This is a genomic window from Bordetella genomosp. 12, from assembly GCF_002261355.1.
GTDB lineage: Bacteria > Pseudomonadota > Gammaproteobacteria > Burkholderiales > Burkholderiaceae_B > Bordetella.
This window is the reverse complement of sequence record NZ_NEVU01000002.1, coordinates 1,103,210-1,121,631: the sequence shown is the minus strand read 5'-3', so window position 1 is coordinate 1,121,631 and position 18,422 is coordinate 1,103,210. Positions and strand designations below refer to the sequence as shown.

The 18,422-nt window shown below is 63.9% G+C and carries 19 protein-coding genes; 12 read left to right on the top strand and 7 right to left on the bottom strand.

The window, feature by feature from the left end; genetic code table 11:
- Positions 1-65: 65 nt before the first annotated feature.
- The 4 genes from CAL22_RS10725 to CAL22_RS10710 are packed head-to-tail and all read left to right on the top strand — an operon-like array spanning position 66 to position 4,657.
- Entirely contained in the window at positions 66-1,271 is a 1,206-nt protein-coding gene (locus tag CAL22_RS10725) for an ABC transporter substrate-binding protein (protein ID WP_094813603.1), read from the top strand.
- A gap of 13 nt (positions 1,272-1,284) precedes the next feature.
- Positions 1,285-3,168: an ABC transporter permease gene (locus CAL22_RS10720; RefSeq protein WP_094812960.1), complete on the top strand. Its 1,884-nt coding sequence runs from the start codon at positions 1,285-1,287 to the stop codon at positions 3,166-3,168.
- Positions 3,168-3,932 carry an ABC transporter ATP-binding protein gene (locus CAL22_RS10715; RefSeq protein ID WP_094813601.1) on the top strand — a complete coding sequence of 255 codons (765 nt, stop codon included), beginning with the start codon at positions 3,168-3,170 and terminating at the stop codon, positions 3,930-3,932. Before CAL22_RS10720 ends, CAL22_RS10715 begins: the two co-directional genes overlap by 1 nt.
- Positions 3,929-4,657 (top strand): ABC transporter ATP-binding protein, encoded by a 729-nt coding sequence (locus tag CAL22_RS10710; RefSeq protein ID WP_094812958.1) that lies wholly within the window; start codon positions 3,929-3,931, stop codon positions 4,655-4,657. Before CAL22_RS10715 ends, CAL22_RS10710 begins: the two co-directional genes overlap by 4 nt.
- A 1-nt stretch (position 4,658) precedes the next feature.
- On the opposite strand, the gene yddG is transcribed toward CAL22_RS10710, so the two are convergent.
- Both yddG and CAL22_RS10700 read right to left on the bottom strand, forming a co-directional pair.
- Positions 4,659-5,570 carry an aromatic amino acid DMT transporter YddG gene (yddG, locus tag CAL22_RS10705; RefSeq protein ID WP_094813599.1) on the bottom strand — a complete coding sequence of 304 codons (912 nt, stop codon included), beginning with the start codon at positions 5,568-5,570 and terminating at the stop codon, positions 4,659-4,661.
- A gap of 266 nt (positions 5,571-5,836) precedes the next feature.
- Complete coding sequence (locus CAL22_RS10700) at positions 5,837-6,166, bottom strand: DUF4148 domain-containing protein (RefSeq protein WP_094812956.1); 330 nt, start codon at positions 6,164-6,166, stop codon at positions 5,837-5,839.
- A gap of 687 nt (positions 6,167-6,853) precedes the next feature.
- Between CAL22_RS10700 and CAL22_RS10695 the strand changes: the two genes are divergently transcribed.
- The 6 genes from CAL22_RS10695 (at position 6,854) to CAL22_RS10675 (ending at position 10,397) form a co-directional block, all read left to right on the top strand.
- On the top strand, positions 6,854-7,177 hold the full coding sequence (locus tag CAL22_RS10695; protein ID WP_208621951.1) for a hypothetical protein: 324 nt from the start codon (positions 6,854-6,856) through the stop codon (positions 7,175-7,177).
- 16 nt (positions 7,178-7,193) lie between these two features.
- Positions 7,194-7,367 carry a hypothetical protein gene (locus CAL22_RS21140; RefSeq protein ID WP_167383592.1) on the top strand — a complete coding sequence of 58 codons (174 nt, stop codon included), beginning with the start codon at positions 7,194-7,196 and terminating at the stop codon, positions 7,365-7,367.
- Positions 7,368-7,456: 89 nt separating this feature from the next.
- Positions 7,457-8,035, top strand: coding sequence for a YceI family protein (locus CAL22_RS10690; RefSeq protein ID WP_094812952.1), 579 nt, complete (start codon positions 7,457-7,459; stop codon positions 8,033-8,035).
- A 123-nt stretch (positions 8,036-8,158) separates the two neighbouring features.
- On the top strand, positions 8,159-8,947 hold the full coding sequence (locus tag CAL22_RS10685; RefSeq protein ID WP_094812950.1) for an amino acid ABC transporter substrate-binding protein: 789 nt from the start codon (positions 8,159-8,161) through the stop codon (positions 8,945-8,947).
- A gap of 36 nt (positions 8,948-8,983) precedes the next feature.
- A complete protein-coding gene (locus CAL22_RS10680) occupies positions 8,984-9,637 on the top strand; it encodes an amino acid ABC transporter permease (protein ID WP_094812948.1) in 654 nt (217 codons plus the stop codon).
- Between the two features lie 7 nt (positions 9,638-9,644).
- Positions 9,645-10,397, top strand: coding sequence for an amino acid ABC transporter ATP-binding protein (locus CAL22_RS10675; protein ID WP_094812946.1), 753 nt, complete (start codon positions 9,645-9,647; stop codon positions 10,395-10,397).
- Between the two features lie 83 nt (positions 10,398-10,480).
- Here CAL22_RS10675 and CAL22_RS10670 read toward each other — a convergent pair whose 3' ends face one another.
- The 5 genes from CAL22_RS10670 to CAL22_RS10650 all read right to left on the bottom strand — a co-directional run bounded on the left by CAL22_RS10670 (position 10,481) and on the right by CAL22_RS10650 (position 16,774).
- Positions 10,481-11,998 carry a tripartite tricarboxylate transporter permease gene (locus CAL22_RS10670; protein ID WP_094812944.1) on the bottom strand — a complete coding sequence of 506 codons (1,518 nt, stop codon included), beginning with the start codon at positions 11,996-11,998 and terminating at the stop codon, positions 10,481-10,483.
- Between the two features lie 6 nt (positions 11,999-12,004).
- Positions 12,005-12,475: a tripartite tricarboxylate transporter TctB family protein gene (locus tag CAL22_RS10665; protein WP_094812942.1), complete on the bottom strand. Its 471-nt coding sequence runs from the start codon at positions 12,473-12,475 to the stop codon at positions 12,005-12,007.
- Positions 12,476-12,758: 283 nt separating this feature from the next.
- On the bottom strand, positions 12,759-14,987 hold the full coding sequence (locus CAL22_RS10660; RefSeq protein ID WP_094812940.1) for an NADP-dependent isocitrate dehydrogenase: 2,229 nt from the start codon (positions 14,985-14,987) through the stop codon (positions 12,759-12,761).
- 213 nt (positions 14,988-15,200) lie between these two features.
- Entirely contained in the window at positions 15,201-15,893 is a 693-nt protein-coding gene (locus tag CAL22_RS10655) for an N-acetyltransferase (RefSeq protein ID WP_348271678.1), read from the bottom strand.
- Positions 15,890-16,774 carry a hypothetical protein gene (locus CAL22_RS10650; protein ID WP_094812938.1) on the bottom strand — a complete coding sequence of 295 codons (885 nt, stop codon included), beginning with the start codon at positions 16,772-16,774 and terminating at the stop codon, positions 15,890-15,892. Before CAL22_RS10650 ends, CAL22_RS10655 begins: the two co-directional genes overlap by 4 nt.
- Before the next feature lie 470 nt (positions 16,775-17,244).
- On the opposite strand from CAL22_RS10650, the gene CAL22_RS10645 reads away from it, so the two are divergent.
- Both CAL22_RS10645 and CAL22_RS10640 read left to right on the top strand, forming a co-directional pair.
- Positions 17,245-18,219, top strand: coding sequence for a S66 peptidase family protein (locus CAL22_RS10645; protein ID WP_094813597.1), 975 nt, complete (start codon positions 17,245-17,247; stop codon positions 18,217-18,219).
- Complete coding sequence (locus CAL22_RS10640) at positions 18,216-18,410, top strand: Arm DNA-binding domain-containing protein (protein WP_094812936.1); 195 nt, start codon at positions 18,216-18,218, stop codon at positions 18,408-18,410. Before CAL22_RS10645 ends, CAL22_RS10640 begins: the two co-directional genes overlap by 4 nt.
- The last annotated feature ends 12 nt before the right edge of the window (positions 18,411-18,422 follow it).

The following is an 18,422-nucleotide window of genomic DNA, read 5'->3' as shown; positions in this document are numbered from 1 at the left end:
CGGGCCCTCGGTGTACTCTGTGGCTCGCGCGCGGGCGCGCAGCAGAATCACCAATGGGGAAGAACATGAAGCTTGGCTCGGGATGCGTACGGCTGCTGGCGGCAGCGGGCATGGCCGCCTTTTCGGCTCTGGCGGGCGCGCAGGGCGCCATCCGGATCGGCGAGATCAACAGCTATAAAGCGCAACCCGCGTTTCTTGAACCCTATAAAAAGGGCATGCAGCTGGCCGTGGACGAAGTCAACGCCGCCGGCGGCATCGCCGGCAGGCCGCTCGAACTGGTGATCCGGGACGACAATGCCAATCCGGGCGAGGCCGTGCGCGCTGCCGAGGAGCTGCTCACGCGCGAAAAGGTCGATGTCCTGACCGGATCTTTTCTGTCGCACATAGGGCTGGCATTAAGTGATTTTGCCCGCCAGAAGAAGGTTTTCTTCCTCGCCAGCGAGCCGCTGACCGACAAAATCGTCTGGCAAGAGGGAAACCGCTACACCTATCGTCTGCGCACCTCGACCTATATGCAGGTGGCCATGCTGGTGCCCGAGGCGCTCAAGCTGAATAAAAAGCGCTGGGCGATCGTCTATCCGAACTATGAATACGGCCAGTCGGCGGTGGCCACCTTCAAGGCGCTCATGAAGGCTGGCCAGCCGGATATCGAGTTCGTCACCGAACAAGCGGTGCCGCTGGGCAAAGTGGATGCGGGCAGTGTGGTCCAGGCTCTGGATGACGCCCGGCCCGATGCGATCTTCAATGTGCTGTTTGCCACCGACGTGACCAAGTTCGTGCGCGAGGGCAACACCCGGGGGCTGTTCAAAGACCGACCTGTCGTCAGTGTGCTGACGGGCGAGCCGGAGTACCTCGACACTTTCCGTGATGAGACGCCTGCGGGCTGGATCGTCACCGGCTATCCGTGGCAGTTCATTGATACGCCCGAGCACCAGGCTTTTCTCAAGGCCTATGAGAGCAAATTCCATGACTATCCGCGCCTGGGATCGGTGGTGGGCTATAGCGCCATCAAGTCGCTGGCCGAAGGGATGAGGCGGGCGGGATCCGCAGAGACAGAGGCCTTGATCAAGGCATTTGGCGGTTTGCAGCTCACCATTCCGTTCGGGCCGATCGAGTACCGGGCGCTGGACCATCAGTCGACCATGGGGGCTTACGTCGGCCGGCTGGCGACCAAGGACGGCAAGGGCATCATGACGGACTTTCGTTACGTCGGCGGCGCCGAGGTGATGCCGCCGGATGCCGAGGTAAGCAAGCTGCGTCGGCCGGATTGAGTCCGCCAGGGGCATGGATGTCATGGCCTTTCTGGCGCAACTGCTCAACGGCCTGGCTGAGGCCTCTTCGCTCTTTCTGGTCGCCGCGGGCCTGTCGCTGATCTTTGGCGTCACCCGGCTGGTCAACTTCGCGCACGGGTCGCTCTATATGTTGGGCGTCTACGTCGCGTATTCCCTGGTCCAGGGAATCGGCGGAGGAGCCGTCGGCTATTGGTTCGCGGTGTTGGCCGCGGCGCTGGCGGTCGGCGCGCTGGGCGCGCTGATCGAGGTCTGCCTGCTGCGCCGTCTGTACCGCGCGCCGGAGCTGTTCCAGCTTCTGGCCACCTTCGCCCTCGTGTTGTTGATCAATGACGCTTGCCTGTGGCTTTGGGGCGCCGAAGATCTGCTCGGTCCAAGGGCGCCGGGGCTCGAAGGCGCGATCGACCTGCTGGGGCGTCGTTACCCCGTCTACAACCTGGTGCTGATCGCCGCCGGCCCGGTCGTGTTGGGGGGGCTGTGGCTGCTGTTGACCCGCACGCGCTGGGGCAGACTGGTGCGCGCTGCCGCCCAGGATAGAGAGATGCTGGGTGCCTTGGGCGTGAATCAAGCCTGGCTGTTTACGGGGGTGTTCGCCTTGGGCGCCATGCTCGCCGGCCTGGGCGGCGCACTGCAATTGCCGCGCGAACCGGCCAGTCTTGGCCTGGATCTGCGCATTATCGGCGACGCCTTCGTGGTCGTGGTCGTGGGCGGCCTGGGCTCTTTGCCGGGAGCCTACGTGGCGGCCTTGCTCATTGCCGAGATCAAAGCGATGTGCATCGCCCTGGGCACGGTTCAGTGGATGGGCTGGACGCTGTCATTCTCCAAACTGACCCTGGTGGTGGAATTCCTCGTCATGGCGGTCGTGCTGGTCCTCAGGCCCTGGGGGTTGTTCGGCAAGCCCCAATCCGTCAGCCGGGCCGGCGCGCCGATTGAAGCGCCGTTGCGTTTCGCCTCGCGCCGTATGCTGGCCTGCCTGGGCGGCGTATTGCTGCTGCTGGCGCTATTGCCGCTAGCCGCCCAGGCGTGGCCATACGCCATGGTGCTGGCGCAGGATATTTTGATTGCCGTGTTGTTTGCCGCCAGCCTGCACTTCATCATGGGGCCGGGCGGCATGCATTCTTTTGGCCATGCCGCCTATTTCGGTCTCGGCGCTTATGGCGCGGCGCTGCTGCTCAAGGCGGCCGCCTTGCCGATGGAAGCCGCGTTGCTTTTCGCGCCGCTTGCCGCGGCGCTGGGCGCACTGGTTTTTGGCTGGTTCTGCGTACGACTGTCGGGGGTGTATCTCGCCATGCTGACACTGGCGTTTGCGCAGATTGCCTGGTCGGTCGTATTCCAATGGGACGGTCTGACGGGAGGATCCAACGGCATTATTGGTGTGTGGCCCGCGCAATGGTTGAGCGGCGCCGCCTTCTATTACCTCGTGCTCATCTTGGCTGCGCTATCGCTGTGGCTCTTGCGGCACCTGCTCTTTTCGCCTTTTGGCTATGCGCTTCGGGCAGCGCGCGACTCCGCGCTGCGCGCCGAGGCGATCGGAATCGATGTCAAAGCGGTGCAGTGGGCGGCGTTTGTCGTGGCGGGCATGTTTGGCGGCGTGGCCGGTGCGCTGTTCGTTTTCTCCAAAGGTAGTGTGTCGCCCGATGTGATGGCCGTGGGCAAATCGGTCGACGGCCTGGTCATGGTCTTGCTAGGCGGCATCCAAAGCCTGGCCGGCCCGATTGTCGGCGCAGCCAGCTTTACCGTGCTGCAGGATTACGTCATGCGTGCCACGGAGTACTGGCGTGCGCTCTTTGGCGCCGTCATTGTGCTGCTGGTATTGGTGTTTCCGCAGGGCATTGCCGGAGTATGGCGCCAGTGGGCGCAGCGCAAGGCGAGGTCATGATGCTGCAAGTCAGGGATCTGTCCAAAGCGTTTGGCGGTGTGCGCGCCGTCGACGGCGTGAGCTTCGATCTGCGCGCTGGCGAGTTGCTGGCGCTCATCGGCCCCAATGGCGCGGGTAAGTCCACCGTGTTCAATATGCTGGGCGGTCAGCTGCGAGCCAGCTCAGGCTCCATCCAGTTGGCGGGAAAGGCGTTGATCGGGCGCAAACCGCGCGAAATATACCGGCTGGGGGTAGGGCGGACATTCCAGATCGCCGCCACCTTCGCATCCCTGACCGTGGCGGAGAACGTGCAATTGGCGCTGTTGTCTCGGCATGGGCAGATCTTTGCGGTTGGCAAGGCGGCTGCGCGCCGCTACCGTGGGCAGGCGCTGGCGCTGCTGGCCGAAGTTGGCATGCAGGAGCAGACAGAGCGTCCGTGCAGTGAACTGGCTTACGGGGATATCAAGCGGGTGGAGCTGGCCATTGCCCTGGGCGGCGACCCCGCGCTGTTGCTGATGGACGAACCGACGGCTGGCATGGCGCCGGCCGAACGCCTGGCGCTGATGGCGCTCACCCGGCGGCTCGTCACCGAGCGCAACATGGCCGTGCTCTTTACCGAGCATAGTATGGACGTGGTCTTTGGCTATGCGGATCGCATCCTCGTGCTGGCACGCGGCAGGCTCATCGCCGAAGGCGCGGCCGAGGCGATACGCAATCATCCCAAGGTGCAGGAAGTGTATTTCGGCAGCGGCAGTACCTTTGCGGCAACTGGAGAACAGCGGTGAGCCAGGCCTTGTTGGAGGTCGATCGCCTCAATGCCTGGTATGGCGCCGCCCATATTCTGTTTGACGTCAGTCTGCGTGTGGGCCGGGGCGAAGTGATTGCCCTGATGGGCCGCAATGGCGCAGGGAAATCCACCACGCTCAAAAGTCTTATGGGGCTGGTCGCCAAACGGCGCGGCGGGATCCGCTTCATGGGACAGGACGTCTCGACCATGCGGCCCTTTGAGGTGGCTCGCCTGGGGCTGGGATATGTGCCAGAAGACCGGCGTATCTTCACTGACCTGAGCGTTGCGGAGAACCTGGACATGGGACGCCAGCCGACGCGCCGATGGCCCGATGGCAGCGCCGCGCCGAGTTGGCAGCCGCAAGCGCTCTATCAGCTGTTTCCCAATCTGGGCAGCCTGCGTGAGCGGCCCGGCGGACAGATGAGTGGCGGAGAACAACAGATGCTGGCCGTGGCGCGCACCTTGATGGGCAACCCCTATCTGGTCTTGCTCGATGAGCCGTCCGAAGGAGTGGCACCCATCATCGTCGAGCAAATGGCCCAGATGATTCTGCGTTTAAAAGCCGAAGGCGCGAGCATTCTGCTGTCGGAGCAGAACCTGCACTTTGCCGCTCTGGTGGCCGATCGCGCCTATGTGCTCGAGAAAGGCCAGATCTGCTATGAAGGCAGCATGCGCGACCTCGCTGCCGACCCGGTGGCCGGCCGGGCCTATCTGAGCATTTGACTCAGGCCCGCGCCCGGGTCGCGTACCAGCAGATCAGCGAGCCGAGGGTCACCATCGCCACGCCCTGCCAGAAGGCAGTACCGGGCTCTTGCTGCAACCACACGGCCGCCAGCAGCGCCGACAGCACGGGCGTGAAATAGGAAGCCGCAGCGAGAAAGGCCATGTTGCCCTTCTGAATGCCCAGGTTCCAGCAGCTATAGCCGATGGCCACCAAGGCGCCGAGCACCAGGACTTGCAGCCCGGCGGTGGGATGCGCGAGCAAGCTGGTGGCGACGCTGGGCTCGCCACTGATGCCGTGTTTGATCCACAAGGCCAGCGCCGTGAGCAGCAGAAAGACCGACACCCCGTTCTCGCCCCGCCCATAGAGGCGCGTAAGCACCGAGTAGGCCGCCCAGAGGCCTGCCGCCGCGAACGCGAGCGCATAAGCGATCGGATTGCTGGCGACGTTATCCTGCAAGCGGCTCAGCGACAGCGCCTGGCCCGCGCCGGTGATCCAGATAATGCCAAAGAAGGAGAGGGCGGCGCCTGGCCACAACAGCCCATTGCCTCGTGCCTGACGGGCCAATACGGCCACGACAATCGTCAGGCTGGGCCACAGATAGTTGATCATCCCCAGCTCAAGCGCCTCGGCGCGTGTATGGGCAGAACCGATGGCCAGCGCGAGGCAGATTTCATAGGCGGCGAACAGCGCGCCACAGCCGTAGAGATAGACGGGATGAAAGCGCGACAGGGCGGGCAAGCCGCGCACGAGGCAGACCAGCAGGGCGCTGACAGAAAACAGGCAGGCAGCGCCGCCTGCGGGCCCGAGGGCCTCGGCAATACTGCGCATGAGGCCAACGACGGCGCTCCAGCAGACGACAGCAAGCAGGCCAATGGCGGTGGCCCGGGCATTCGGGGTGGGGGAAGACGGCATCAGGTCGGGGAAATCCGGGCGAGCGCGCATAGTAGACCAGATCGCCAAAACGGAAACGCCGGCTGGAGGGAGCCGGCGTTTCCAGCCGAAGCAACTCCGGCTAAGGCCGATGTTCTGGCCTCTACTGCACCGGGCCGATGCTCTGGCCCGGTTTGTCGCTCGGGCCGATGTTCTGGCCCGTCACTGCTACTACCTGGTATTGCAACTGCTTGGTACTGCACTTGCTGGTACTGCTACTGCGTCACGCGTGGCTCGCGCTTACTTACTTAGTTGGCATGGGGCGGGTAGTCCAGCTCACCAAAGGTGTAGTCACCATTGGCCTTGGCCTGGGCCAGCTCGTCCTTGACTTGTTGGCGCGTCTTGCCCGAGGTCACCGTGGCAACGGCGGGCGGATAGTCGTTCTCACCGAAGGTGTACTGGCCGGTAGCCTTGGCATGGGCCAGCTCATCCTGCACCTGGGCGCTGCTCTTGCCTTGCTGTTGCTGGCCGTAGACGCCTTGGAAGGGCACGTTGTTCGGTTCGACGTTCTGCGAGGCGTAAGCACCAGCGCTCAGCATGGCCATCGACATCAATAGGGCGGAAGTCAGGGTTTTCATAGCGGTTTCCTTTAGGTCTAGGTTCCTGGGAGCGGACCTGGCGGAGGTGCCGTCAAAGTTCGTTTGTGTTTCCCAATGACTGCATTGTGCGCCGTATCAAACCTAGGATAAACCCGGTAAAACTGAAAAGATTATTCCATATATGGATGTAATAAGCTTATTTGACGTCTGTTTTTCCAATAGTAGCCCAGCCACCAGGGCGCCGGATAGGAAGCCAGCACGCCCGATGGGCGCCCAGGTGGGAAGCCCCCGATCGTCGAGGCAGTCCAGCGAACGTAAACGCGCCGATTCGCGCAGGGGCCGATCACGCTTGCGCCGGTGAGCGAGCCCACCCGCCTTGGCAATCGCGCTGCCATGGAAAGAGATCGGGTCTCCGCCTGGAGTCGAGCGGGTGCGCGCGCAGGCGGCGCAGTTAAGGACGGCCGTGCATGCAGGGATGACCGAAGCGGTGATCTGCCCCCGGCTTTGGCGCGCAGGGCGGGCTATGGCATAGTAGGACCATCTCTTGGGTAAGACTTTTGTTCAAAGGGATCCGCGGTTCGCCGCGGATCACATACGGCCAATTGAATGGCCTAAACGTTCCTACTCCGGGAACGTCCACAGAGGGAGGTCCACATGCATAAACGAATGCAATGCTGGTTGGCTGGCGCGTGTTTAGCCGGTGCGTTGGGGGCGGCGCAAGCGCAAATGGCGCCGCCAGCCGCGGCAGCCCAGCCCGCGCCGCGCAGCGCCATCGTCGTCGACGGCACGGGGTGGTTGGCAGCCTCAGATCAAGAGCGGCGCGCTTTTCTGGTCGGGGTGTCCAACATGATCGTGGCCGAGAATGCTTATGCGAAGCGACGCAATCAACAGGTGCCCGGCGCGGCCAAGGCGATTACCGAAGCGTTGGCCGGGATGAACCTGTGGCAATGGAGCGAGCGCGTGACGGCCTGGTACCGAGCCAACCCCGACAAGCAGGCCACGCCGGTCATGGGCGTGATCTGGCGTGACCTCGTCAAGAAATCTCACTGATCAAGGAGGACGGACTATGAACAGGAAAGCCAAATTTGCGGCGGCCCTCCTGGTGCTGATGCTGGCGGGCTGCGCGACGGCAGCCGGCGGGCTCATCGGCGGCGGGGTGGACCGCGCCTCCGGGGGCGACGGTACGGCCGGCGCCATGATCGGGGCTGGCGCCGGCATGATGATCGATGTGCTGGATTGACGGCACATTGGCCTTTGGGACGAGTCTGACGATAAACTGAACAGGTAAAGGCCAGCCGCCGGGCTGGCCTATTCCTATAAGGAGTCAGTATGAGATCCCTGAGTTTGCTGGCCGCCGGCCTGGCCTTCGCGGCGTTGTCGGCGCAAGCTGCCCCCGTGACGTATGACGTTGATCCGTCCCATACCTACCCCAGTTTCGAAGCCGACCACATGGGCGGGCTGTCCACGTGGCGCGGCAAATTCAATCGCACCAACGGCGTGATCATCCTGGACCGCCAGGCCAGGTCGGGCACGATCGATATCACGGTCGACATCAATTCCGTGGACTTCGGGCACGACGAAATGAACCAGCACGCGCTGGCCGCCGACATTTTCGATGCCAAGAAGTATCCGACGGCCACGTTCAAGGGACGCTTCACGAAGTTTGACGGCGACAAGCCCGAGAAGGCGCGAGGCGAACTGACGCTGCGCGGCGTGACCCGCGATGTGACGCTGGATATCGATGATTTCAAGTGCATGATGCACCCCATGGAAAAGCGTGAGGTGTGCGGCGCCGATGTGTCTGCCGAGATCAACCGGCGTGATTTTGGCTTGGATTTTGGCCTGGACATGGGTTTCAAGCCCAAGGTGGAGCTGCAGATCCAGGTCGAGGCGCTGCGCCGCTCGTAGCAGAGCGCCGGGGGCGGGGCGGATACGGGACCGATATAATGGCGGATTCGGTTCGTTGCCGTGGCGTGGGGCCGCGGCATTTATCCGTTTTTGCGTTTATTGCGCGCATGCGCCCTTATCCAAATGAAAAAACTCAGCGCTGTTTTGATGATGTCCGCCTTGCTCGCTGCCTGCGGCCAAAGCGATAACGCCCCGCAGGCCAGCGCGCCTGCCGCGGCCCAAGCCAAGAAAGTCGTGGTCGGTCTCGACGACAACTTCCCGCCCATGGGATTCAGAAACGAGAAGAACGAGCTGGTGGGCTTTGATATCGATATGGCGCGCGAAGCCAGCCGACGCATGGGCGTGGAGGTCGAATTCAAGCCCATCGACTGGAGCGCCAAGGAAGCCGAGCTCAACGGCAAGCGTGTGGACGTGCTCTGGAACGGTTTGACCATCACCGACGAGCGCAAGAAGAACATCGCCTTCACGGCCCCGTACATGGCCAACCATCAGATCATTCTGGTGGCCGTGGATTCGCCCATCAAGACCCGCGCCGACCTGGCCGGCCATGTGGTGGGCGCTCAGGACGGCAGCAGCGCCATCGATGCCATCAAGAAGGATGACGCGGTCTTCAAGAGCCTGAAAGAACTGAAGATGTTCGGCGACAACGTCACCGCGCTGATGGACCTTTCCGCCATGCGCCTGGACGCCGTGGTCGTGGACGAAGTCGTGGGCCGGTATCTGGCCTCCAAGCGCGAAGGGCAGTATCGCGTACTGGATGAGAACTTCGGCACGGAAGATTATGGCGTAGGTGTCCGCAAGGATGACACCGAACTGTTGGGCAAGCTGGACAAAACCCTGGGCGATATGAAGCAAGACGGCACTTCGGGCCGCATCGCTACCCAGTGGTTCGGCGCTGACATCATCAAATAAGGCTGGCGGGCGGCCTGGCGGCTGCCCGCACACCGCATGGACTACGTCATATCCCTGTTGGGGCCGATGGCCGATGGCGCCAAGGTCACGCTTTCGCTGTTTTTCATCACCCTGGTCCTGGCGGTGCCGCTGGGCCTGGTTCTGGCGCTGGCGCGTATCTCCAAGTTCAAGCTGTTGTCCAGGCTGGTCAACGGCTATATCTGGCTGATGCGCGGCACACCCCTGATGCTGCAACTGCTTTTCATCTACTTTGCCCTGCCATTTGTGCCGGTCATTGGCGTGCGCCTGCCCGATTTTCCGGCTGCCATCGTCGCGTTTGCCCTGAACTACGCGGCTTATTTCGCCGAGATTTTCCGGGCTGGCATTCTGTCCGTGGATCGCGGCCAGTACGAGGGCAGCAAGGTCCTGGGCATGACGTATCTGCAGACCCTGCGCCGCATCGTGCTGCCGCAGATGGTCCAGCGGGTGCTGCCGCCGATGAGCAACGAGACCATTACCCTGGTCAAGGACACCTCATTGATCTACGTGCTGGCGCTCAACGATATCCTGCGTACGGCGCGTGGCATTGTGCAACGCGATTTCACCACCACGCCTTTTCTGGTGGCGGCTGCCTTTTATCTCACCATGACCTTGGTGCTGACCTGGTTCTTCCAGCATCTGGAAAAACGCTATGCCAAGTATGACGAATAGCCCTCTCATGATCCAAGCCGAAGGCATCGTCAAGTCGTTTGGCTCGGTCAAGGTGCTCGATGGTGTGTCTCTGAGCTTGCAGAAAGGCGAGGTCGTGGCTGTGATCGGCCCGTCCGGCTCGGGCAAGAGCACCTTCCTGCGCTGCCTCAATCACCTTGAAACCATCGACGAAGGTTCGATCGCGGTGGAGGGCGAGACGTTGGCCCGGGCGGTGGCGGGAGCGCGCAGCGAGTATGCCAAGGACGCCGAGGTGCGGCGCATCTGCCGCAAGATGGGCATGGTGTTTCAGTCGTTCAATCTGTTTCCGCACATGACGGTGCTGCAGAATGTCATCGAAGCGCCCATGACCGTCAAAGGCATGAAGCGGGATGCCATCGTGCCCAAAGCCGAGGAATTGCTGCGCAAGGTCGGTTTGCTCAATAAGCGGGACAACTATCCGGCACGCCTGTCCGGCGGCCAGAAGCAGCGCGTGGCCATCGCCAGGGCGCTGGCCATGGAACCGGACATCATGTTGTTTGATGAGCCGACCTCGGCGCTGGACCCCGAGCTGACCGTCGAAGTGTTGCGGACCATGCGGCAGTTGGCCGAAGAGCACATGACCATGCTGGTGGTCACGCATGAAATGGGCTTTGCCCGTGAGGTGGCTCATCGGGTGATCTTTATGGATCAGGGGCGCATCGTCGAGCAGGCGCCTGCGCGGGCTTTCTTTGATGCCCCGCAACAGGTGCGCACCCGCGCCTTCCTGGGCCAGATGCTCTGAAGCAAATGCCGCGACCGCACCGCAAGGTGCAGCCACGGCGGGCGGAGAGCCGGCCAGGCGGCGCTGCCGCCTTGGCCGCGATCTCAACCTTCTAAGGCCAATGCCCGGCGGCGTTGACGTTGACGCAGGGCCGACACGGCAAGCAGGGCTATCAGGCCCAGGCAGGCCACGATGAAGCCCAGGCTGATCGGGCGGCTGACGAAAATCGACAGGTCTCCACGCGAGAGCAGCAGCGCACGCCGGAAGTTCTCCTCCACCATGGGACCCAGGACGAACCCCAGCAACAGCGGCGCGGGCTCAAAACGCAGTCGCATGAGCATGTAGCCGACCACGCCGAAGAAGGTCACCATGCCGACATCGAACAGGTTGTTGTTGGTGCTGTAGACACCCACGCAGACGAAGAACAGCGCTGCCGGGAAGAGATAGCGGAATGGGACGCTGAGCATGCGTACCCACATGCCGATCAGGGGCAGGTTCAGCAGCAGCAACAGTACGTTGCCCACCCAGAAACTGGCGATCAACCCCCAGAACATGTCCGCATGCTCGATCATCATCTGCGGACCGGGCTGGATCCCGTGAATGATCAGCGCACCGAGCATCAGCGCCATGACCGGGTCTCCCGGAATGCCAAGACTCATGGTCGGGATGAAGCTGGTCTGCGTCGAAGCACTGGTCGCGGCCTCGGGCCCGGCAATCCCTTCGATGGCGCCGCGCCCAAAGCGTTGCGGCTCGCGCGCCACTTTTTTCTCCGTGGCATACGAGATGAATGACGCAATGGTCGGGCCCGTGCCCGGCAAGATGCCGAAAGCCGCACCAATGGCGGTACCGCGCACCAGCGCACCCCGCGCCTGCTTGATGTCCCCCGGCTGCGGGCGCATCGCGCTCATGCTGACCTTGGTGTTGGCGATACTGCCGCCGTCGCCGATACGGTTGATGTTCTTGAGGAAGTCGGCCACGCCGAACAAGCCCATGGCCAGCGCGACGATCTGCAGGCCATCGCTGAGCTCCAGTATCCCGAAGTGAAAGCGCATGGTGCCCGTATTGACGTCAGTGCCGACCACGCCCAACAGCAGCCCCACCACGACCATGGCAACACCCTTGAGCGCCGACCCTTTGGCCAGGGTCGCGCCCGCGAGCAGGCCCAGCATCATCATCGAGAAGTACTCGGCGGGGCCGAACTTGAAGGCCACATCGACCAGCATGGGCGAAAACAGGATCATCGCCAGGATCCCGACTGACGCGCCGCAGAAGGACGAGAACATCAACATGAAGAGCGCTGAACCGGCCTTGCCGTTGCGGGCCAGGGGGTTGCCGTCCAGGCAGGCCACCGCATGCGAGGCCGTACCCGGCAGATTGAGCATGATGGACGTGATCCCACCCCCGTACTGCGAGCCGTAGTAAATGCCGGAAAGCATCACCAGCGCGGCGGTCGGGGTCATGGTGTAGGTCAGGGGCAGGAGAATCGAGATCGCCGCCAGCACGCCCATGCCGGGCAGCACCCCGATCAGGTTGCCCATGAAGACGCCGAAGATAGCCCACAGCAGATTGTCCAGGGCGAAGGCGACCGAAAATCCGTGAGCCAGATTGGTAAGGATGTCCATGTCGTGTCAACCCCAGCGAAAGAGCGGGAACTGCAGTTGCAGGCCCCAGGAGAAGATGGCCACGCCCAGGGCGGTCACACCGATGGCAAGCAGGGCCGCGGTCTTCAGCGTGTGCTGGCGATCGCCCAGTGCGGAGATAAAAACCAGGCCCAGCGTGGCGGGCACCAGACCGCCGTACTGGCCCAGCAGAATGAAGGCGAGCAGGCCGCCCGTGATGCACGCCCAGCCACGCCATTGCGGCGCGGCCTCGTCAGCCGAGGTTTCGCTCTCCTCCTGCTGCGGACTGCGGCTGCGGGAAATGGCCAGCCCCAGTAGCGTCAGGAGCACACCCAGAATGGCCGGAAACATCCCGGGTCCCATGCGTCCCAACGTACCGAGCTGATATGTCGTGGCCAGGGCAAACGCGCCCAACCCCAACACGATCATGGTCCCGCCTGCCGCCCATTCGCGGCGCGCGGGTCTTGGTTCCTGCTGCATCCTTTTGTCTCCTTCTTCTTGGCTGACGTATGTCTGAAGCCAAACTGAATTTAGGTTGAAAAGGCCAGCAGTCTAAAAGCCGAAACTTCCGTTCCGCTTTCATTCATTGCTTAAATAACGCTAAATTACGGGAAAATACCTATAACTTTCATTAAGCTTTCTTTAAGGTTTCATCGCCGAAGGCGGATCTTTTTGACGAAAGTTAGGCCCTGTTGGGTGAATTTGTGCGCTCAGGCGCAAAAAAAAGCGGCCCGAAGGCCGCTTTCCGTCACTGCTACAGCGTTCAGGCGATGGTCGCCAGAATGCTGTTGAGCGTGGCGCTGGGGCGCATTGCCTTGCTGGTTTTGTCGGCGTCGGGCTGGTAGTAGCCGCCGATATCGACCGGCTTGCCTTGAGCGGCCTTCAGTTCGTCCAGAATCTTGGACTCATTGGCGGCCAGCGCGGCAGCGGCAGGCGCGAACAGCGCGGCCAATTCCTTGTCTTCGGTCTGCTCGGCCACGGCCTGGGCCCAGTACATGCCCAGGTAGTAATGGCTGCCCCGGTTATCCAGGCCGCCGACCTTGCGCTCGGGCGACTTGTTGGTGTCGAGGAACTTGCCGGTAGCCTGGTCCAGCGTCTTGGCCAGCACACGGGCGCGTGCATTGCCATAGGTGCTGCCCAGGTGATCCAGCGACTCGGCCAGGGCCATGAACTCGCCCAGCGAATCCCAGCGCAGGAAGCCCTCTTCGAGGAATTGCTGCACATGCTTGGGAGCCGAACCGCCGGCACCGGTTTCGAACAGCGCGCCGCCAGCCATCAGCGGCACGATGGACAGCATCTTGGCGCTGGTGCCCAGTTCCATGATGGGGAACAGATCGGTCAGGTAATCACGCAGCACGTTGCCGGTCACCGAGATGGTGTCCTTGCCAGCGCGGATGCGCTCGAGCGACAGCTTGGTGGCCTCGACAGGGGAGAGGATGCGCAGATCCAGGCCGTTGGTGTCGTGGTCTTTGAGGTAACGCTCGACCTTGGTGATCAGTTGAGCATCATGGGCACGTTGGGCGTCAAGCCAGAAAACGGCCGGCGTATTGCTGGCGCGGGCGCGGGTGACGGCCAGCTTGACCCAGTCCTGCACGGCGGCGTCCTTGGTCTGGCACATGCGCCAGATGTCGCCGGTTTCCACGGCCTGCTCGAGCACCACGGCACCGCCGGCATCGACCACGCGCACCACGCCGTTGGCCGGGATGATGAAGGTCTTGTTGTGCGAACCGTACTCTTCAGCGGCCTGCGCCATCAGGCCCACGTTGGGTACGCTGCCCATGGTGACCGGATCAAAGGCGCCATTGCGCTTGCAATCCTCGATCACGGCCTGGTAGACGCCGGCGTACGAACGGTCGGGGATGACGGCCTTGGTGTCCTGCAGCTGACCGGCGGCGTTCCACATCTTGCCGGAGTCACGGATCATGGCCGGCATGGAGGCGTCGACGATGACGTCGCTGGGCACGTGCAGGTTGGTGATGCCCTTGTCCGAATTGACCATGGCCAAGGCAGGCTGTGCCTTGTACAACGCTTCGATGTCGGCCTTGATGGCGGCTTGCTGGTCAGCGGGCAGGCTGGCCAGCTTGGCGTACAGATCGCCGATCCCGTTGTTGGGATCGAAACCGGCTTGCTTGAGCGCGTCGGCATGCTTGCCGAGCACATCCTTGTAGAACACGGACACGACGTGGCCGAAGATCACCGGGTCGGAGACCTTCATCATGGTGGCCTTCAGGTGCACCGAGAACAGCACGCCTTGCTTCTTGGCGTCATCGATCTGGGCTTGCAGGAAGCTGCGCAGCTTGCCGGTCGACAGCACGGCGGCGTCGATGACTTCGCCGGCCTTGACGGCGACCTTGTCCTTGAGAACGGTCTTTTTGCCATCGGCGGCGATCAGTTCGATCGACAGATCGCCGGCGGCCGTCAGCGTGACGGACTTCTCGGAACCATAGAAATCACCGCTTTCCATGCTGGCGACGTGCGACTTGGAGTCGGCCGACCAGGCGCCCATTTTGTGCGGATGCTTGCGGGCGTAGTTCTTGACGGACAGCGGGGCGCGGCGATCGGAGTTGCCTTCGCGCAGAACCGGGTTCACGGCGCTGCCCTTGACCTTGTCGTAGCGCGCCTTGACGTCGCGCTCGGCGTCGGTCTTGGGCTCATCCGGGTACTCGGGCAGCTTGTAACCCTGGCCTTGGAGTTCTTTGATCGCGGCCTTGAGCTGGGGCATCGAGGCGCTGATATTGGGCAGCTTGATGATGTTGGCTTCGGGCTTGAGCGCCAGGGCGCCGAGCTCGGCGAGCGCGTCGCCCACGCGTTGCGCGTCGGTCAGCGCTTCGGGAAAAACGGCGATGATGCGGCCGGCCAGGGAGATGTCGCGGGTTTCCACCGTAATGCCGGCGGGCTTGGCGAAGGTCTGGATGATGGGCAGCAGCGAACGGGTGGCCAGGGCCGGGGCCTCGTCGGTGAAGGTGTAGATGATCTTCGGAGTGTTAGACATAGTCATGTTGACTGCCCGTGTGCGCTGCGCGCATCCGGACATACTTTGCGCAATACGCTGTAGAGTTTGTCGGGAGTGTTAAGCAGGGCGACGCGCTGCCGCCAACCGTTGCGGGCCGAGAGGCGCTCGCTTGGCCGCTCTAGTGGAGCGGAAAAGCGGGCGCATCCCGTCTGAACAGGCAGCGTCGTCCCTTCCATGCCGGCACGCGCCTCCTTATGAGTTGGAGAGCTGCGGGGCCGCCACATCTGTCGATTGTAATACCTGGGAAGGACTCGCGCGCGACAGACCTGCCTCCTGGGGCGGCAGGCCCGGCCGCGTCGGCTCACCCGTGACGGCCTGGCCCCGCCTTGGGGTCAGGCGCAGCAGGGCCGCCAGCGTCCAGCCGCCGCCACACAGCAGGCGCCGGGTGCACAAATCGTCCAGGCAGGCCTGATCGGGCGACTCGGGCAGGGCGTAGAGACGCTTCTGCGCGACCCGGACATAGCCGGAGTCGTGGCGGGCGGCCAGCGATTCCCAGAGCGCGTGCGCGCCGGATGATTGGCGCGCCCCGCTCAGGAGGCAGTAACCCGCCTGCAGCTCGCGCTGATAGAGGCTGGCCGCGACGCCCCGGCGCTGGTAGGCCGCACGCAGACGCGCGTGCGGCGAGCGCAGCACCCGGTCCAGGCGGCGGTTCACCTCGATGAGCCGGTTGAAAACGATGCAGCCCGCCAGCACTCCCGAACGGGCATCTTCGATATAGAGGAAAAACTCGCCGTCGGCCTCCTGACGCCAGACCCGCAGGGGTGCGGGCAACAGTGCGGGCACGGCTTGCGCGGGATCGAGCCGCCCGGCCTGCCGCAAGCGGCCTTGCAGGACATCGAGTTCGGATTCCACCCGGCTCATGTCCCAGCTCACGTCTATCCTCATGCCGCGAGCGCCAGGCCGGGCAGGGGACCGGCCCACCAACCGCTGCGCAGTTCGCGCGGCACCAGGTTGGCGTGGACCCGTGCACTGGACTCCCAGGCCGGTTCGCAGACTTCCACGCCGGCGTAGACACCATAGCCAGCGCCGGCTTCGATGCAGCCCTCGGCCGCCAGGCTCTCTCCCGCGCGGATACTGCCTTCGGCCCGGATGTCGCCCCGCGCCTTGATACCCCAGCCGGCATCCAGATGATCGCCGGCGCGCACGTCACCGCCGCACTCGATGCCGTGCCCGGTGTGCAGCCGGCGGGCGGCATCGATGGCGGCGCCCACGCGCAGGCCTTTGGCGCAACGGAAGTCTTCCAGCGCGGTCAAGCTTTCACCGACGACACAGTCTCCGCCTATCCGTGCCGCACCGCGGCACAGCAGTTCCCAACCCGCGCGCAACGCCTCGCAGGACAGTTCCGCGCCAGCCTCGATGTTCCACTCGGCCTGGATCAGGCCCCCGGCCTGCAGACGGCCTTCTGCCCGTAGCGAAGCCCCGCATTTAATATCGCCTCCGGCAATGACCGCGCCGCCGCTGATAATGCCGCCCGCGGCATGGAGATCGCGGCCGGCCCGCAGGACGCGCGCCGTGTCGACGCCGCCGCGCACGCGCACGGTGCCGGCGAAGACCAGGGCCTCCGCGCTGAGATGGTCCAGCGTAAGCACGGCATCCGTGGGGCCGAATTGATCCAATAGCCAGCAGGCATCGTCGACGCGGCCGTCGGCGACCAGGGCATCGAGCAGTTCCTGGTAGCTGCTGTCCTGGGCGGCATGGCGGACGTACCAGCGAAAACCGTCCGCGCAGGGTTGTTTGGCTTTAATGAAAGCCTTGGTGATATCCATGCGTATTCCTATCGCCCGCCGCGGGCGGGACGATGCGCGCGCCACGAAGGCACGCGAGTGGGCGCGGGCTATGCCCGACGACCTGGAGAGAAATGCGCTTGAGGGGAGGTACTGAGGTCGCCGGGCTTAATCATCTGCGGCGAGTGTGGGAGCAATGCCGGCCTGGCGGCCGCGCAACAAAGCGCCGCGCAGCAGGGCGGGCGTGCAGTCGAAGCGAGTGGCCAGGGCAAGAAGGGGCATGGGCGGCGATTGTACGGAGGATGGGCCGGAAAGTGAAGCCGACCCCGGCCCCGGTTGGTAATGCGCCCGCGTTTCGCCATAATCGCGTCATTCGCAATAGAGGAGTTGTCATGATCGAAGCCTGGGATCGCCGGCGTTTTCTCGGCATGGCCGGCGCGTCGGCCGCCTTGGCGCTGGCCGGTTGCGCGGCCCGGCCCGGCCGCGCGCCCCGAGGCACGCATGCCGGCGCGATGAACACGCCGCCTTCCCCAGGCGCCCGACCGGTCCCGGCGCTCAAACCGGGCGCCGTGGTCGCCGTGATCGCACCGGCCTCGGCGGCCGATGGCGCGGCCCAAGCTGCTGCCGCATGGCTGGAAGGGCGGGGCTACCAGCCCCGCCTGATGGTGGGCACGCGGATGGACACGCCCTATGACTATCTGGCCGGGCCCGATAGCCTGCGCCTGGCCAGTCTGCATACGGCGTTTGCCTCGGCCGATGTCGGCGCCGTGTGGTGCCTGCAAGGAGGCTTTGGCTCCTGGCGCCTGCTCGATCAGGTCGACTACGCGCTGATCCGCGCCAACCCCAAACCCTTCATCGGCTATAGCGACATCACGGCTTTGCACCTGGCCTTGCAGCGGCGCGTGGGGTTCGTGACCTTCCATGGGCCCATGCTGGGCCAGGACTTCATTCCCGGCCGCAGCGAGCCGACCGAAAGTCTGGCCTGGGCCATGCTGAGCGGTCAGTTGGGCGAGGGCAGCTGGATCGAGGCGCCCGCCGGCAGCCAGGTCGCGGCGATGGCGCCGGGCCAGGCCAGCGGCCGGCTGGTAGGCGGCAATCTGGCCTTGATCAGTGCGCTCATGGGTACCGATGACGAGATCGATACGCGCGGCGCCATTCTGTTCATCGAGGACGTCAATGAGTTGCCGCCCCGCGTCGATCGCATGCTGGCGCAACTGGCAGGCGCGGCCAAGCTAGAAGGCGTGGCTGGTGTGCTGGTGGGGAATTTCACGCGTGGCGCGCCGGGCAGCGACCCGGCCGGCCAGAGCCTGTACTGGCCGATTCTGCGCGATGCCCTGCTCGGCCTGGACGTCCCCGTGCTGACCGGCTGGCCCAGCGGGCATTGGAATCCCAATCTCATGCTGCCGCTGGGCGCACGCGTGACGCTCGATACGCAACGGCGCGCCTTACGGCTGGACCAGGCCGTGGTGCGGCAGGGCACGGCATGAGCGCCGGGTTCGAGGGCGTCCGCCCGGCATCGGAGTCCTCCATTGAGATCGGCTTCCTCTTTGAGGGCCGTGCGTGCGTGGAGCGGCTGCGCTTAAAGCCCACCGCCGCCAACCTGAAAAAGGCCGCGCAGCGCCGCGCGGAGATTCTCGAGGCCATCGCGCGCGGCGACTATCACCCGCAGGGCAAATAGCGTGCGCTTGCG

Coding starts and splice junctions, on each gene's coding strand:
- CAL22_RS10725 (WP_094813603.1), top strand. CDS start 66: ATGAAGCTTGGCTCGGGATGCGTACGGCTGCTGGCGGCAGCGGGCATG.
- CAL22_RS10720 (WP_094812960.1), top strand. CDS start 1,285: ATGGATGTCATGGCCTTTCTGGCGCAACTGCTCAACGGCCTGGCTGAG.
- CAL22_RS10715 (WP_094813601.1), top strand. CDS start 3,168: ATGCTGCAAGTCAGGGATCTGTCCAAAGCGTTTGGCGGTGTGCGCGCC.
- yddG (WP_094813599.1), bottom strand. CDS start 5,570: ATGCCGTCTTCCCCCACCCCGAATGCCCGGGCCACCGCCATTGGCCTG.
- CAL22_RS10700 (WP_094812956.1), bottom strand. CDS start 6,166: ATGAAAACCCTGACTTCCGCCCTATTGATGTCGATGGCCATGCTGAGC.
- CAL22_RS10695 (WP_208621951.1), top strand. CDS start 6,854: ATGGCGCCGCCAGCCGCGGCAGCCCAGCCCGCGCCGCGCAGCGCCATC.
- CAL22_RS21140 (WP_167383592.1), top strand. CDS start 7,194: ATGAACAGGAAAGCCAAATTTGCGGCGGCCCTCCTGGTGCTGATGCTG.
- CAL22_RS10690 (WP_094812952.1), top strand. CDS start 7,457: ATGAGATCCCTGAGTTTGCTGGCCGCCGGCCTGGCCTTCGCGGCGTTG.
- CAL22_RS10685 (WP_094812950.1), top strand. CDS start 8,159: ATGAAAAAACTCAGCGCTGTTTTGATGATGTCCGCCTTGCTCGCTGCC.
- CAL22_RS10680 (WP_094812948.1), top strand. CDS start 8,984: ATGGACTACGTCATATCCCTGTTGGGGCCGATGGCCGATGGCGCCAAG.
- CAL22_RS10675 (WP_094812946.1), top strand. CDS start 9,645: ATGATCCAAGCCGAAGGCATCGTCAAGTCGTTTGGCTCGGTCAAGGTG.
- CAL22_RS10670 (WP_094812944.1), bottom strand. CDS start 11,998: ATGGACATCCTTACCAATCTGGCTCACGGATTTTCGGTCGCCTTCGCC.
- CAL22_RS10665 (WP_094812942.1), bottom strand. CDS start 12,475: ATGCAGCAGGAACCAAGACCCGCGCGCCGCGAATGGGCGGCAGGCGGG.
- CAL22_RS10660 (WP_094812940.1), bottom strand. CDS start 14,987: ATGTCTAACACTCCGAAGATCATCTACACCTTCACCGACGAGGCCCCG.
- CAL22_RS10655 (WP_348271678.1), bottom strand. CDS start 15,893: ATGAGGATAGACGTGAGCTGGGACATGAGCCGGGTGGAATCCGAACTC.
- CAL22_RS10650 (WP_094812938.1), bottom strand. CDS start 16,774: ATGGATATCACCAAGGCTTTCATTAAAGCCAAACAACCCTGCGCGGAC.
- CAL22_RS10645 (WP_094813597.1), top strand. CDS start 17,245: ATGAACACGCCGCCTTCCCCAGGCGCCCGACCGGTCCCGGCGCTCAAA.
- CAL22_RS10640 (WP_094812936.1), top strand. CDS start 18,216: ATGAGCGCCGGGTTCGAGGGCGTCCGCCCGGCATCGGAGTCCTCCATT.